At 40.5% G+C, this 16,057-nt stretch carries 15 protein-coding genes; 1 reads left to right on the plus strand and 14 read right to left on the minus strand.

Annotated features, from left to right (window positions below; genetic code table 11):
* Positions 1-116: 116 nt before the first annotated feature.
* The 11 genes from RHS_RS21905 to RHS_RS21955 all read right to left on the minus strand — a co-directional run bounded on the left by RHS_RS21905 (position 117) and on the right by RHS_RS21955 (position 12,217).
* Positions 117-641: a hypothetical protein gene (locus tag RHS_RS21905; protein ID WP_395023307.1), complete on the minus strand. Its 525-nt coding sequence runs from the start codon at positions 639-641 to the stop codon at positions 117-119.
* A complete protein-coding gene (locus RHS_RS21910; protein ID WP_027296298.1) occupies positions 628-1,419 on the minus strand; it encodes a ParA family protein in 792 nt (263 codons plus the stop codon). The genes RHS_RS21905 and RHS_RS21910 overlap by 14 nt, the downstream gene beginning before the upstream one ends.
* Before the next feature lie 170 nt (positions 1,420-1,589).
* Positions 1,590-2,858, minus strand: coding sequence for an MFS transporter (locus RHS_RS21915; protein ID WP_047834371.1), 1,269 nt, complete (start codon positions 2,856-2,858; stop codon positions 1,590-1,592).
* A 97-nt stretch (positions 2,859-2,955) separates the two neighbouring features.
* Positions 2,956-3,624 (minus strand): TetR/AcrR family transcriptional regulator, encoded by a 669-nt coding sequence (locus tag RHS_RS21920; protein WP_044293900.1) that lies wholly within the window; start codon positions 3,622-3,624, stop codon positions 2,956-2,958.
* A gap of 114 nt (positions 3,625-3,738) precedes the next feature.
* Positions 3,739-4,575, minus strand: coding sequence for an NAD(+) diphosphatase (gene nudC / locus RHS_RS21925; RefSeq protein ID WP_047834372.1), 837 nt, complete (start codon positions 4,573-4,575; stop codon positions 3,739-3,741).
* 90 nt (positions 4,576-4,665) lie between these two features.
* Complete coding sequence (locus RHS_RS21930; RefSeq protein ID WP_047834373.1) at positions 4,666-5,469, minus strand: aminoglycoside N(3)-acetyltransferase; 804 nt, start codon at positions 5,467-5,469, stop codon at positions 4,666-4,668.
* A 157-nt stretch (positions 5,470-5,626) separates the two neighbouring features.
* Positions 5,627-6,655, minus strand: a complete 1,029-nt coding sequence (locus RHS_RS21935) for a LacI family DNA-binding transcriptional regulator (protein WP_047834374.1) — start codon at positions 6,653-6,655, stop codon at positions 5,627-5,629.
* Positions 6,655-7,479 carry a GNAT family N-acetyltransferase gene (locus tag RHS_RS21940; protein ID WP_138003715.1) on the minus strand — a complete coding sequence of 275 codons (825 nt, stop codon included), beginning with the start codon at positions 7,477-7,479 and terminating at the stop codon, positions 6,655-6,657. Before RHS_RS21940 ends, RHS_RS21935 begins: the two co-directional genes overlap by 1 nt.
* A gap of 243 nt (positions 7,480-7,722) precedes the next feature.
* Positions 7,723-8,469, minus strand: a complete 747-nt coding sequence (locus tag RHS_RS21945) for a phosphotransferase family protein (protein ID WP_047834375.1) — start codon at positions 8,467-8,469, stop codon at positions 7,723-7,725.
* A 229-nt stretch (positions 8,470-8,698) separates the two neighbouring features.
* Positions 8,699-11,320 carry a bifunctional acetaldehyde-CoA/alcohol dehydrogenase gene (gene adhE, locus RHS_RS21950; RefSeq protein ID WP_044293896.1) on the minus strand — a complete coding sequence of 874 codons (2,622 nt, stop codon included), beginning with the start codon at positions 11,318-11,320 and terminating at the stop codon, positions 8,699-8,701.
* A 375-nt stretch (positions 11,321-11,695) separates the two neighbouring features.
* Positions 11,696-12,217, minus strand: coding sequence for a peptidylprolyl isomerase (locus tag RHS_RS21955; RefSeq protein WP_027296290.1), 522 nt, complete (start codon positions 12,215-12,217; stop codon positions 11,696-11,698).
* A gap of 344 nt (positions 12,218-12,561) precedes the next feature.
* On the opposite strand from RHS_RS21955, the gene RHS_RS21960 reads away from it, so the two are divergent.
* Positions 12,562-13,977, plus strand: a complete 1,416-nt coding sequence (locus tag RHS_RS21960; RefSeq protein ID WP_027296289.1) for a sodium:alanine symporter family protein — start codon at positions 12,562-12,564, stop codon at positions 13,975-13,977.
* 59 nt (positions 13,978-14,036) lie between these two features.
* Here RHS_RS21960 and RHS_RS21965 read toward each other — a convergent pair whose 3' ends face one another.
* The 3 genes from RHS_RS21965 to RHS_RS21975 are packed head-to-tail and all read right to left on the minus strand — an operon-like array spanning position 14,037 to position 16,016.
* Positions 14,037-14,570 carry a hypothetical protein gene (locus RHS_RS21965; RefSeq protein ID WP_027296288.1) on the minus strand — a complete coding sequence of 178 codons (534 nt, stop codon included), beginning with the start codon at positions 14,568-14,570 and terminating at the stop codon, positions 14,037-14,039.
* Positions 14,561-15,178, minus strand: coding sequence for a J domain-containing protein (locus tag RHS_RS21970; protein WP_047834376.1), 618 nt, complete (start codon positions 15,176-15,178; stop codon positions 14,561-14,563). Before RHS_RS21970 ends, RHS_RS21965 begins: the two co-directional genes overlap by 10 nt.
* Complete coding sequence (locus RHS_RS21975; RefSeq protein ID WP_047834377.1) at positions 15,168-16,016, minus strand: DUF5685 family protein; 849 nt, start codon at positions 16,014-16,016, stop codon at positions 15,168-15,170. Before RHS_RS21975 ends, RHS_RS21970 begins: the two co-directional genes overlap by 11 nt.
* Between the last annotated feature and the right edge of the window lie 41 nt (positions 16,017-16,057).

A 16,057-nucleotide genomic window follows, 5' to 3' on the forward strand; every position in this document is an offset into this window, starting at 1 on the left:
TTCGCAAGTTCAAATCCTAGAAAACAACAAAAATCCACATTGAAATCTACCTAATCCAAAACCCGCTGCTGCCGTATAATAAATGCAGGAAAAGAAAGGTATTCAGAAAAAACTTTTTATAATAAATAAGTGGGCATTTTATCCTTAATACCGATATAATTCTTCTGTACCCCTGTTTCCTGTTCAACCATAACGGTTTCTTTCGTTTCCTTTTTTACTCGTGACGAAGCCTTTGTTTTTGCAGCTGCTTTTTTCACAGGTGCTGCTTTTGATGTTGTTTTTACTGCAGCCGTTTTCTTTGCCGAAGCCGCTTTTTTAGCTGGTTCTGCCTTCTTTGCCGGTTCAGCCTTTTTATCTGGCTCTTCCTTCGTTACCGGCTCTTCCTTAGGCGCAGTTTTTCTTCTGGTCGTTTTTTTCACGGGTTTTTCAGCTGCAGACACTTCCGCTTTTGTTTCTGATTTAACAGATTCCTTTTGTTCTTCTGCCGGCATTTCAGCTGCTTCTTTTACTTCCTGCTTCTCTTCTGCCATACTTTTTTCCTCCACTTGATTTTCTGTTGCCTGTGTCATAAACTCTATATTATTTTCCTTTTTACTTCCTGATTTCGCTGCTCTCATGATGCTTCCTCTACCTACTGCCAATTTCCAGTACCTCCTCTGCCAATGCTGTATATTCTTTTGCACTTCTGCTGCTCTTTTTATAGGCAACTACCGGTGCGCTGTTATCCTGTGACCATTCGATAGAACTGTCCACCCGAATATAAGATTCGAATAAATGGATATCTTCCATCTCCTTTAATGTTTCCATTGTCTGTTTAAAATAATTCTTTCTGGTATCTACTTTTGTTACTACAATTCCCAACAGTTTCAGTTCTGTTGAAATCTGCTTCACCTCATTTAAAAAATCAAACATATTTGCCAGGCCAAATAAGCCCCAGGGACTGGCTTCTACCGGTATGATTACCTGATCGGATGCACAGAGTATGTTCATTACCCATCCTCCAAGCGTAGGAGGTGCATCAATCAGTATATAATCGTAGATACCGGATGTACGAACCTTCTCAAGACACTTTTTCAGAATTAATTCTCTCTGCCATTTTGTAAACAATTCATATTCAATAGAACTCATTAAAGTAGAAGAAGGAATCAGATCCAGATTCTCATAAGCGGTAGAAACTATGTAATCACTCAAGTCCTTTTGGGCCTTTATCGCCTGATAAAGATTCTTATCGCCTGTAGCAAATTCTAATACCTCATCCTCTGTAAAAAATGACAGTGATAAATTCAGCTGCATATCCGCATCGATCAAAAGCACTTTTTTCCCGGCCATAGCCATAGCACATCCTACATTAGAGCAGGTAGTAGATTTACCACTTCCTCCTTTATTATTCGTAAAACAAATGACTTTTGTTTCTTTCATCAGGCACCTCGCTTTATTTCATAGATATTTCTTATATAAAATTGATTATACGAGGTTTTTTGACTTATTTCAACTTTTAATTTCTTACTGTTCCCGGAATAAGATTTCTTTTTCAGATAACAAAAGAACCAGGTTTTGAGTAAATTCAAAACCTGGTACAAGATATTTCTCTAATAACTTCCCACTTCTTCCTTTTCAAATGACTGTCCCATGGATCGGAAGACTTTTCCTGCTGCTAATGCAATTACAATTGAGATAAAAGCTGCACCAAAAATAACGATATGCGGTGTCATTTTAAATTTTTCAAATAGAGCTCCATACATTGCCTGCCCAACCGGCTGCGAACACATAGCCAATGCCAGTACCCAGGAAATTACCTTTCCTAATAAATGTGCCGGAGTCTGCCCCTGAACAAAAGATAGCATCTGCACGCTGAACATGGTAGACATACCCATCAATCCAAAACTGCTTATGGTAATAATGATATACGCAGCCATTGGGGTACAATCAATTAAAAACACAGCCCCCATAGGAATTAACAGTATCGCAGAACCTAAAAGCATCCATGAGGTCTGCTCCACCTTTAATTTTTTAGCCAGAACACCCGTCAGTATGCCGCCAAGTAACCCACCTGCTGCCAAAGCCCCCTGGGCATATCCATACATCTGGTCCGGCATACCCAGAGTCTGTGTAATCATAACCGGCATGGATACCATCACCATAGAACTCAGGAATAAATTAAACGCTGCCACAATCATGATTCCTTTCATGATAATGGGGTTTTCTTTAACAATAAAAGTCATGCTTTCCTTAAAATCACTTTTCACTAATACCAGCATACTTGTCGCTTTTCTGGTCTTCACATTTGGAATACGTATAAAAATCTCCATTACCGCAGAGCAGAAAAAGCAAATACCGCCGATTGCCAAAATCGGGGGCAGCCCCCATAATCCAAATAATATTCCTCCTATAATAGGACCCAGTAAATTAGAAAGTGCGCTGACCTGATTGATCACGGCATTCGCCTGCAGCAAATGTTCTTCATCTGCCAGCAGGGGCATACTAGCCTGAACAGCCGGCTGATAAACCCCCTGTATTCCATAAAGAATCATTAATGTAATGATCAATAGTACAATCAGATTCAGTCTCCCCATAGTAATTGAAAATATAGTTATGAGCGCTGCTGTGGCAAAATCCAGTACCACCATAATATTTCTTTTATTCACCCTGTCTGCAATCATCCCTCCAATAGGAGTTAACACAATCATTGGAATAAATGACAGTGCGCTGGCAAGCCCAAAATAAGCAGCAGATCCCGTTATATTCAGCAGGTAAAGTGGCAGTGCGAATCGAATAATTGCATTTCCAAAAAGGGAAATAATCTGTCCGATTACCACCAGTGTGAAATCCCGGTGGAATAAAGTTGTTTTTTGATTCATTCTAAATCCTCCTTAATTGATACCGACGTTTGGTATGTATGTTTTTAAAAATATACTGCCACTATATTACGTGACAGTAATTGAGTTGCTATCTTTTTTATGATAATTCTTTTGCTGAGTTCTCATCCATGATGCGTCGAAAGTATTGCAGTCTTTCAAGCATACTATCATCTAAAACGGGAATGCCTATACGCTCTCCTACATCTTTTAGAAATAAAAATTTATCATACAGTTCATTATCCGGAACCGGAAATACTGCCGGGTTCAACCAGATATTAGACAGGATTATCAGCATCTCCGCCAATTGTTTGGGATACTTCGTACAAATGGAACCGTCTTTAATTCCCTCATGCACCAGAGGCTCTATCACTTCTCTGCAAAAATTATTAATACTACCATACAGTTGTGCTGCCAAAAAGCGTGAGTTATGCATTAGATCCGGCGCCGACTTCAGTACCTTTTCCTGATTTGGATTTCCCAAAGAAACCCGAATCGTTTTCTGTATCTTCTGTAAACCATTTAATGATGAGTCTTCCATTATCGCATATACACTACTATACATCTCTGCAAACATACGCTCCATAACGGCTTCAATAATATCTTCTTTGGATTTAAAATGATGGTAGATGGCACCCTTGCTTAAATCCCCCAATTCATCTATTATTGCCTGAATTGTTGTACTATCGTATCCTTTTTCCACAAACAATCTGGTAGCCACATCTAAGATACGATTTACTGTAACTTCCGGATACTTATTTCTAGCCATACGTTCATCTCCTGTATACATACTATTGGTATGTATGTAGTATACAGGAACTTTTACGCATTGTCAATCATTATTCTGGTCTTCGATAACGTTACCTTCTAATCTGTATAATTTTTACTCTTTATTCTCTCTAAATCTCATTATCATTTCATTCGTCAGACTAATCGCGGTGTCGCAAACCGGTATATCTTCTCTGTTAAACCACTCTGCAAATTCCAGCTCATTCCGATCCAGCGTTATGTCTTTTGCGCCATCAAGGTCTGCATAAAATCCGAACAGCAATGTACTGGAAAAAGCCCAGGGCTGGCTTTTATAATATCTTATATTCTTTACTTTAAGCCCCACTTCTTCCATAACTTCCCGTTTTACTGTTTCTTCAATCGTCTCACCAACCTCTGCAAATCCCGCTATCAAAGCATATTTCTTATAATTCCGCCCGGAATATCTGGACATCAGAAGCTTATTTCCATCTACAATTCCTACAATTACTGCAGGTGAAAGTTTGGGATATTCCTGTAATCCGCATTCGCTGCAAAACATCATTCGTTCTTTATCATGATGTTTCATAGGTTTACCGCATCTGCCACAAAAACGTCTGGTTTGATACCAGCTGAATATTTGAAATGCGGTTATTCCTGCAAATGACAGATATTGGGGCTGTGCAGTCCGGAATATTTCCACATTCGCCATGGTAAATCCTGTTCCAGGGGAATTTGCTATGTTATTTGCCAGATAAAAACTCTGGCTGTTGATTGAAAATAAATAAGTACATCCCTCCTGCAAATTCTCTTCCATCGATTCCAGGTCTTTTAACCTCGGAAAGACGATTTGGTCATCACTGATATTTATCAAAACTTCATTTCCATGAAAACAAAGCAGAAAACTATCCTTATTTGGCAAATCAGGGGTATACTGATTATCTAAAACATATGGTTCTATATCCTGAATCATTTATTCCTCCACCTTTCGTTTTGTTTTCTGCATTATATCAGGTTTAGAAAAAGCTTTCAATGTTTTTCAGAATCCGCCTCTTATATTCTTTTATTTTCTATATTTTTCAATCCACTTAACAGCAAAGTCCACCAGTTCTCTTTGCTTCATGATGCGAACATCCGCATTTCCCAGTTGTACCACCCTAACTTCGTTTTCCTCTTCAAAAGCTTCCCCAATTTTTTGAAAATCCTCACCATCCACCGCCAGTGTCTCGTAAGTAACCCATTGTCTGATTCCGCCCTTATTGACTGCACTGCTCTGAACCTCACTATGCTTTCCCGGATAATCAGCTATTGCATCTGCCAGATGCAGCGATGTGTTCTTATCATATCCCACTCCAATGAGTAAAACTTCCCCGCCCAGCTGGTACAAGCGATCGATCGGGGATCCTGCACCAAAGATATTGGATAAATCGTGCTTTTCTGTTAAAAACTCTGCATATCTTCCCACCGCTGTCACAGAACGCACCGGATGACTGCTGCGCTTTGCACCCGGCCATTTACGGAACATTTCTGCTGCTGCCCCCATGTTATTGGAAGGGGTGATTTCAGGGTCATATGCAGGCCAGCATTTGCGTATGACAGGATACCACTTTCTTGGAAGATCCCCATGAACTCCTGTATCCGGATCCATGTTCTTCCAGCTCTGGGTTGGCATCATAATGGTTCCTTCCTCACCAACAGACTCTAACAGTGCTTCAATCACAACTTGTGCCCCTCCACATACAAATCCAAGACTGCTCAGCGAAGTGTGCACAAAAACGGCTGCTCCTTTTTTTATTCCTATTTCATGAAATCCTTCCATGAAATCTGCTTTTGTTAAAAATGCTCTGTTTTCATCATTATTCGTCATTTTGTTTCTCCTCGCATTATAAGTCGGCATTCTGGAAAGGATTCCTTTCTTTCCAATACCTTTATCCTATCACGCATTTTCTGAAAAACAAAAGGTTAACCGCGTAACCAAAGCCAATTCTTTCAAGATATTTTTGTACAATTTAACGAAAGCCACATTATATTTTTTTTACACTCTGCCGTTCCACCAGCATAACCGGTAAGATCCTTTCTTCCTGTATAATATTTCCTTTCATCATTGACTCCAGTAAATCCATTGCCGAAGCCGCTTTCTCTTTTAAATCCTGCCGGATTGTAGTAAGCTTTGGTCTCACTATCTGTGCCGCCGACACATCATCAAACCCGGATACGGAAAAATCCTCCGGTATACGGTACCCATGATCCGTCAAATAACTCATAAATTCTATGGCATATACATCAGAAGCACAAAACGCCGCCGTATATTCTCCCAGTTGGGATAATAATTGTTCATAGACCTCCGGGCGTTTTCCGGCTTCCATTGGCAGCATTTTAAAATCACACATACCTCCGCCCCATTCCGTGATAGCCTTCACAAATCCACAGTATCTCTGGTGATCTGCGCACTCATCATTATCTGCCAGAAATAATATATTACGATGCCCCATATTCCACAGATACTCCCCCATCTGGTATCCACCGCTAAAGTTATCAATGCCGATATTCCCATAGCGATCTATTTTTTTCAGAAAACCGTCAATTACAACAAACGGAATTCTCATTCTGCTTCTCAGCTTCTCATACTCCTGTTCACAAAATCCCAGTAATAGAATCCCAGCCATATTCCAGATCGAAGAATATCGGACAATTTCCTCCAAATCATCTTCTTCCCGAAGCAGCATAAAATATCCCTTTGCCTGAATTTCCTTCAAAAGGTTGGAAACCACCGTACCGACAAATGGATCTTCAATCATTCTGCCTTCGTATTTACAGTCATCAGAAAGTATCACCCCGATGATGCGCGCATCATTTTGCGCCATCAAAATAGATGCCATATTGGGAAGATACTGATTTTTCTCCAATACTTCCTGCACTTTTGCTACGGTAGTCTCGGAAATCTTTTTCGTCTTCCCGTGGATGACATTAGATACCGTGGCTGTGCTCACCCCCAGCTCATCTGCTATATCTTTAATCCGCACACGATATTCCTGCTTTTCTTCCTCAGCCATTATAATCCCCTTCTGTAATACTGTATATCACCATCTTTGATCAGCTGAAAGCCTGCTTTTTCAGCCAAAGCACGGGAACCCAGATTCTCTGATTTCGTTCTGATATAGACTTCCTCAAATCCCAAAAATGTCTTCCCATAATCCAGAACAGCTCTGACTGCTTCAAATGCATATCCCTGTTTCTGCCAGACGCTGCCAATCAGATATCCCAGTTCAATCATTCCTGCTCCTTCCAATTCCCCATTTTCAAATCCCACTCTGCCAATCATCTGACTGGAACTTTTTTCAACTACAGTCCACATTCCATATCCATATAATGCATACATATGATCAAAATAGGATTCCAAAATCTCTCTTTCCTCATTAAGATCCTTTGGCAGTGCCGGTAAATACCTGGATATCACCGGATCTTTGTATATCTCATATAATTCATACACATCTTCCGGTACAGTTTCCCGAATAAGTAAACGGGCTGTCTCCGTGATAACAGAAGCGATCTTATAGTGTCTGTTATAGACACTCATCAAGAATTCGCTGTCCACTTCTTCCAGACCTTCTACCACCATATCAACCCCGTAAATACCGGCTGCACTTCCCATTGCATCATAAAAAACGCAGGGAATTCCTGCGTTTTTCGCTTTTTTTCCATTGGCAGCTGAATTTGTGATCAGAATTACGGATTCCAGATCATAAGACATGTCAGATGCTGCAGTTATCACTTTCCATCCTTCCTTTTGCAGGCGATTGAAAAACTGGTTTATTTCTTCTATTATATTGTTGTTCTCTATGTTTTGATTGAATATAATGTCATTTATGATAATCATAGGGCTCCGATTAGGCTGTAATATAAATTCTTATTGATGCAGCCTGAAAAGATTTAATTTTTTATTATGTTAAACTATTAAATAATTATTTGCAATATTTTTATTATATCATATTTAGTCCAAAAAATGCTGCAATATCCGCAATCTATATCATCTTAGTAAACCACAAGAACAAAGGAATGCCCAATCACCCGGCATTCCTTCGTTCCCCACTACTCAATCTTCAATTTTATTCCAGTCATTCTATTGATATTCGCAAACATCAATCCACTTCATTAAAAATTCTTTTTCTGCTTCCACACCTTTTGTGAGGCGGGATGCAGCTACAATCGGAAGCCACTGCTCTACGTATTGTTTTGCCGTGTCACTCTTCCTGCAGAATAGATCCATGTAAAGCTTTGCTGCTTCATGATTTTGCAATGCGAAGCAGAGATAAGTATTGGCGGTATCGGCACTTGCGTTACCCTGGGTGGCATGTGCCCAGTCAACAATCGCAGCTGTTCCGCTTTCATCGATAATAATATTGCTCGGGTTGAAATCGCCATGACATACTTTGGTATGGGTAGGCATCCCCTGCAGGCGGGTGTTGAGTTCATAACGAACAGTTGCATCCAGACCTGTTGCAGTAATCTTACGAATCATCTTATCTTTCAACTTGTTTAATAAAGGTGCTTTTTTGCTGTGCATCTCTAGCTGAAGGTCAACAAATAAATTCATATATTCCTCAAGCCTTTCCGGATGCTCCTGCATCAACTGCTCTAATGTCTTACCTTGGACAAATTCAGATACGATCGCCCATTTTCCATCGACTTTCGTTACTTCCAGAACCTGCGGGATATTAAGTCCCGTTTCTTCTGCTCTTGCCTGATTTAATGCTTCATTTAAAATATTTGCTTTCGTGAAACTTGATTCAAATACCTTGACCGCCTTGCCGCCGTCTCTGTAAACCATTTTCTGGTCCCTTTTTGCAATAATCTGTAATTCTGACATTAGAAAATCCCCCTTTTCCATGTTGTTGGTTCTGCCAGGCAGACACTTGTAATGTACTAAGGAGGACTGCCTGGCAATTGATGTTTACAAACTGCCATTCAACCGTTCTTGGAATAAAACTGATCGTGGAAATTACGGCAGACTGTAGACTCAATCTGCCGTAATTCTTCATACTATAGCAAGGTATCCGACTGAACAGCTTATCTATAAACTATACCATATAGGAATCCTATTTGCCATAGTATGCAGCTAAATAAATTTCTTTGATTTCCTTCATAAGAGGATATCTTGGGTTAGCTCCTGTACACTGATCATCAAATGCCTGCTCTACCATGTCATCTAATGTATCCAGGAAGTATTTTTCATCTACGCCGTAATCAGCGATGCATTTTTTGATACCAATTTTTTCTTTTAAGTCTTCTAATGCTGCAATTAATTTTTCGAATGTATCATTGTCATCCTTGCCTACGATGCCTGCAAAACGAGCTGCTTCCGCATATCTTTCTTTTGCATGCGGATACTGATACTGAGAGAATGTACCCATCTTTGTAGGAACGTCAACTGCGTTGAAACGCATAACTCTTGTAAGGATTAAAGCATTTGCAACACCATGTGGCAGGTGATGGAATGCACCTAATTTATGGGCAAGAGAGTGGTTGATTCCAAGGAATGCGTTAGCGAATGCCATACCTGCCATACAAGCAGCATCAGCCATTTTTTCTCTTGCGATCGGATCATTTGCTCCGTTTTCATATGCTGAAGGCAGATACTGGAATACATTTTTAATTGCTTTTAATGCAAGACCGTCTGTATAGTCTGTAGCCATGATGGAAACGTATGCTTCTAATGCATGTGTCATTACGTCGATACCGGAAGCACTTGTTAAGCCTTTTGGCTGGTTCATCATGTTATCAGCATCAATGATAGCCATGTTAGGAAGCAGTTCATAGTCTGCTAACGGATATTTTACTCCGGATTTTTCATCTGTGATAATTGCAAATGGTGTAACCTCAGAACCTGTACCTGAAGATGTAGGGATAGCTACGAAGTAAGCTTTTTCGCCCATCTTAGGGAAGGTGTATACTCTCTTACGGATATCCATGAAGTCCATTGCCATCCTCATGAAGTCAGCTTCCGGATGTTCGTACATTACCCACATAATCTTAGCAGCATCCATTGCAGAACCACCGCCAAGTGCAATGATCGTATCCGGTTCGAATTCTGTCATTGCTTTTGCACCAGCCTGTGCACATGCAAGTGTTGGATCCGGAGCTACGTCAAAGAAGCAGGTATGCTGGATTCCCATAGCGTCTAATTTCTCTTCAATTGGTTTTACATAACCATTCTTATATAAGAAACTATCGGTTACGATAAAGCATTTTTTCTTATTCATGATTGTTCCCAGTTCATCAAGAGCAACCGGCATACAGCCTTTTTTGAAGTAAACTTTTTCAGGTGTTCTAAACCACAGCATATTTTCTCTCCTCTCAGCAACTGTCTTGATGTTGATTAAGTGTTTTACACCAACATTCTCGGAAATGGAGTTACCGCCCCAGGATCCGCATCCAAGTGTTAAAGATGGAGCCAGTTTGAAGTTGTATAAGTCACCGATACCACCCTGAGCTGCAGGAGTATTGATTAATACACGGCAGGTCTTCATAGCTGCTGCGTGTTTTTCCATTTTTTCTTTCTGTGCCGGATGGATGTACAGGGATGCTGTATGTCCGTATCCGCCGTCAGCTACTAACTGAGCTGCTTTTACAAGAGCTTCATCGAAGTCTTTTGCTTTATATAATGCCAGTACCGGAGATAATTTCTCATGTGCGAATTCTTCACTGATGTCTACAGATTCTACTTCACCGATCAGGATCTTGGTTGCTTCCGGAACTTCTACACCTGCAAGCTTTGCAATTGTATAAGCGGACTGTCCAACGATCTTAGCGTTTAATGCGCCGTTGATGATGATTGTTTTACGAACCTTATCCAGTTCTTCGCCTTTTAAGAAATAGCATCCGCGGTCTGCGAATTCTTTCTTTACTGCGTCATAGATGCTTCCTACTGCTGTTACAGACTGCTCAGAAGCACAGATCATACCATTATCAAATGTTTTGGAATGGATGATGGAGTTAACTGCAAGTTTTACATCTGCTGTATCATCAATTACAACAGGGGTATTACCAGCGCCTACACCTAAAGCAGGTTTTCCTGAAGAGTATGCGGCTTTAACCATACCAGGACCACCGGTTGCAAGGATGCAGTCTGCTGCTTTCATTACTTCATTTGTTAATTCAAGGGAAGGAACGTCGATCCATCCGATGATGCCTTCCGGTGCTCCTGCTTTTACTGCTGCATCTAAAACAATCTTAGCTGCTGCAATGGTACAGTCTTTTGCACGCGGATGCGGGCTGATGATGATGGCATTTCTGGTCTTCAGAGAAATTAAAGTCTTGAAGATTGCTGTTGAAGTCGGGTTTGTGGTTGGGATTACTGCTGCAATTAATCCTAACGGCTCTGCAATTTTTTTAATACCAAATGCAGAATCCTCTTCAATCACGCCACAGGTCTTTGTACTTCTGTAAGCATTGTAGATATACTCTGCAGCATAGTGGTTTTTGATAACCTTATCTTCTACAATACCCATACCTGTTTCAGCAACTGCCTGTTTTGCCAGCGGAATACGCTGCATATTTGCTGCCATAGCAGCTTCAAAAAAGATCTTATCTACCTGTTCCTGTGTGAAAGTAGCAAATACCTTCTGCGCTTCGCGCATAGCAGCCAGTTTCGCATTCAATGCTTCAACACTGTCAATCACTTCAGGTACTACATTAACCGTGGTTTCTTTCTTAGCCATGTTTGTTCCTCCTTGAATAGGTGAATTTATAATTTGTTTTGGTTCATTTATTGACAATTTTTTAACAAGGTCATCATACTATACCGTTAAAATTTTGTCAATCCTTTTTTCAAAAAAACTACAAAGATTTTTTTACCATCTGAATACTCGTAAAATTCCACATTGTAACCTGCTCAAATTCGCTATAAATACAGATTTTCTCACAAAAAATCACATTTCAAAAGGACAGGACCCCTAATTATAAAATTTTTGTAAATTGACCTAGTATTTCCAAATAACAAAAAAATATTCCCCAGGTCCGGCGGTTTATTTCGTTAATAAAATGCCAAACTCTGAGGAATATTTATATGAAATTTGTTTTAGTTTGTTAAAAAATTAGCATTTCTCCGGTTCCGGATAATCAACACCAAAAGTATCTACTGTCATAGATTTAATCTTTTGCTCATCTAATGGACGGTCGCTGTAATCTGTATCTGTTTCTGCTATCTTATTTACAACATCCATACCCTCCGTAATTTTACCGAAAGCCGCATAAGATCCATCCAGATGAGGTGAATTCTTATGCATAATGAAGAACTGGGAACCTGCAGAGTTGGGATCCATAGCTCTTGCCATGGAAAGAACACCCGGTGTATGTTTAAACTGGTTTGCAAAACCATTCTGTGAGAACTCTCCTTTAATACTATATCCCGGACCTCCCATACCATTTCCGTTAGGACATCCGCCCTGGATCATAAATCCATTGATTACACGGTGAAAAATAATTCCATCATAGAAACCTTTTTTTATAAGGCTGATAAAATTGTTTACACTGTTTGGTGCAATCTCCGGATATAATTCTGCTTTCATAACATCGCCATTTTCCATAGTAATGGTTACAATTGGATTCTGTGCCATAGTTTTATTCCTTTCATTAAATGTAATTCCCGCCATAAAGGAGGGCTGTGTTACAAACAGTTACTTTTTCCTGCCTGTACCAATAAATTATAATATGTAATCTTCAATGTTGCAAGGCATATTTACAGCATATCTCTACATAAAATCACAAAGAAACACTCCTTGCCCCCACCTCTTATCCATGCTATAATTATTTAATTATACACTACCGTGTTAACTTGTTAAGTCAAATATCCCGCCTCAGGCGACGGGGGATTTGAACCTCGTGGCAGTCGCCAAATGAACACGCAAGCGCGTCCGTCTGGCTTGTTGCTCACGGGAATAATTATCAGGAGGAAACCAACATGAATTTCTCAACGATCTTATCCGATGTTAACAGTTTTGTCTGGGGGCCTGTCATGCTGATACTGCTGGTCGGAACCGGCATTTTCATGACTATTCGCCTCAAATTTCTTCCCTGGCGCAACCTGGGTTACGCTCTGCGGTCCGTTTTTCAAAAAGCCGATCCGGATATGGATTCTAACAGTGGTGACATCTCACCTTTTCAATCTCTGATGACAGCTCTTGCTGCTACAATTGGTACAGGAAATATCGTTGGTGTTGCTACGGCTATGGTTATAGGTGGTCCCGGAGCTCTTGTCTGGATGTGGATCAGTGCTCTGTTTGGACTTTCTACCAAGTATGCAGAAAGCGTTCTCGCTGTAAAATACCGTGAAACCAATGTATTTGGTGAAATGGCAGGCGGCCCTATGTATGCCATGAAAAACGGTTTTCGCATCAAATGGATCGGCTCTGTTCTTGCTGCACTCTTTTCCGTCTTTGCGGTTGTGGCATCTTTTGGAATCGGCAACATGACCCAGGCAAATTCCATATCCCTTGCCCTGCATGATACCTTTGGCATTCCGCTCTCTGTAACGGGTGCAGTGATTATGATTCTGGCTCTGATCGTGCTTGTGGGAGGGATTAAAAGTATCGGTAAAGTATGCTCCCTGATTGTTCCTTTCATGGCCGTCCTCTACTTTATATGCGGTCTTATTGTCATAATTCTGAATTTTAAAAATCTTCCAGCCGGTATTGCACAGATCATACATATGGCTTTTTCACCGGACGCCATTGCCGGAGGGGTGGGCGGTACCATTATTGCCAGCATGCTTTCTGCAATGCGCTGGGGCGTCGCAAGAGGGGTATTTTCTAATGAAGCAGGGCTTGGATCTGCTCCAATCGCCGCTGCTGCCGCCAAAACAGATCATCCGTCCAGACAGGGTTATATCAACATGACAGGTACCTTCTTTGACACTTTGGTTGTCTGCTCCATTACCGGACTTGCAATCGCTTCCTCCGGTGTTCTTGGTACACTGGGTGTGGACGGAAAAGTAATCACCGGGGTAAACCTGACCATACAGGCTTTTTCTACCGCTCTTGGTGGTGCCGGGGGTTGGCTTGTCACCATCGGCATTACATTATTTGCTTTCTCCACTATTTTAGGCTGGGAATACTATGGTGAAAAATCTTTGGAATATCTGGTGAAGTCCCCAAAGATCACTTATCTTTACCGTATTATCTTCTGCCTGATCATTTTTGTCGGCGCTACTACTACTTTGCAGGTAGTATGGGATTTTTCAGATACAATGAACGGACTTATGGCAATTCCCAATCTGATCTGCCTGTTAGTATTGAATAAGACAGTTGCAAAAGAATGTTTTCATTTCCAGGATACAGTAATAACCCCGGATCGTAAAAAGAAGAAACGATTGAAGTAAAAAATGTAAAAAAGCCCATATCGCTGACGCACAATTACGTACAGCCATATGAGCTTTTTTTAAAATCCTAATTGTTTCCGGTATTTTCCCCATATACTTGCCTGAAAATACTCGTATGCTTTATCATAAATAAAAAGAACAATCTGTCCCAATACTACTGCTACCAGAAGAATCCATCCTGATATCTCCCCAGCAAACAGAAGCTTTGGAAAAAGAAACAGCATCGGTAAGAATAATACATTAAAAATGAGATATTTGAAAATCCAGAATATCCTGCGGCCTTTGGCATTTGGACATACTTTTCCAAGTTTCAGCCATACAAATTCAATCGCCAGAACATAGAGTCCCATAATCGCAAAAGTAAGGCAGTGCAGTTTATCCGGCGCTATCAGCAGGCCCAGAATGACCGCTCCTATGTAAAAGCCGGCGCCCAGCTTTAATCCGAATTCCCGGATCATAATTCCCACGAAAAACGAAGCTGCTCCCAGTAAAAACAACGTGTTAAACTGAAAGACACCGCTCAGCACCATAAGTACAATCGTAAGCGCCAGTAACAGGCCTGAAAATGCCATTTTTTTGCCACTTACATGCATGAACAAAGATCTCCTCCCATACATTCGCAAAGTGAATCTGCACACCACAGATCACAACAACAATTACCGGTCGTACATCCGCCGGCAGAACGCCCGTTCCCATAACTGTTAGACTGGTAACGCTGACCGCTCCACTGCAATTGATTAACCAGATTTCGGTACTCCTGGTTGTTTGGTTCCATACTGCATGCCTGCTGTGCCTGGTTCATCGCCTGCACATTATTGCCGATACCGGAATTAGCCACCGCACTGTAGTAATACCACTTTGCGGTACGATTCTGCATTCTTGATAACGTATTCAATGCATCCTGATAATATCCCGAATTTATATAATTCGTTACAGACTTCATCTCATTGGAATCATCCTGGCTGCTCTGATATCCTCCGGCAGTATAACCGCCTGAACTATAGCCGCTTTCCCGTTCCTTCATAATCTGATCATAGGCTTCCTGCACTTCTTTAAACTTTTCTTCAGCCAGACCCGCCAGTGGATTATTCGAATAAGAATCAGGATGGTATTTCCTGCTCAAATCTCTGTATGCTCTCTTTACTTCATCATTGGTCGCATTGGATGAAATCCCCAATACGCTATATGGATCACTTACCATTTTTCTGTTCCTTTCCTTCTTTCATTTCTTTTTGTATTTTATCATATTTTGTCCATACTCCGACGTAGAGTATATTTTTCAGGATATCCACATCCCAAAGACAGGGCAGCAACTCAAATTCTCTGCTGCACTCTCCCATCATCATATTAAGCATCTGCTCACAAACCGCTTCATAATTCTCTTTACCCTGTAATGGGATGAGAGGATTATAATTACCTTTTTCAATATCTTTTTTCACATCTTCATAGGCATCCATGATATATATAAATTTACCAAGGAAAAATCCCATTTTACGAAGTTTGTCTTCCCACTGGTCTTTCCTGTAAACCAGAAGTTCACCCATTAATTCGCCAAAGCTTCCGGCAACGGCATCCATATCCGTTATCTGCTTTTTTTCATATTCCTGAAGTTTTTTTAAACAGCGCTGTATGGTTTTACACTTATCCGGATATTTCGAAATGATGCTTTTTACGCTTTTGCCAAGCAGCTTACTGCCTGCAAGCCCAGCCATACTCTTTTCATCTTCCCAGTCATCTATAAAATGATAATAAGATAATATTACATTCATCTCTGCTGCATATTCTGTAAAGTCATTTTGCAGCATGTCCATTTTTTTAACCGGATGTACTACACAATGATATTTGCTGTTCTTCATTTTATGTTCGTACAGCGAAGTAAGCAGAATGACTACAAAAGTCATATCATAGGTCAGCGTCATTTGGCCGCGGAATCCGAAGTTCTCTTTTAGGGTTCTGCATAAACCGCAATAATATGCTTTATATTTATAATAATCTTTAACTTTTAACTCCGGTTTATAAATGGTAACATAGCCAAACATGTACAATCTCCTAATCTTTTTGCCTTCATAGGGGATTATAC

It is taken from the genome of Robinsoniella sp. RHS (genome assembly GCF_001029355.1).
Classification (GTDB): domain Bacteria; phylum Bacillota; class Clostridia; order Lachnospirales; family Lachnospiraceae; genus Robinsoniella; species Robinsoniella peoriensis.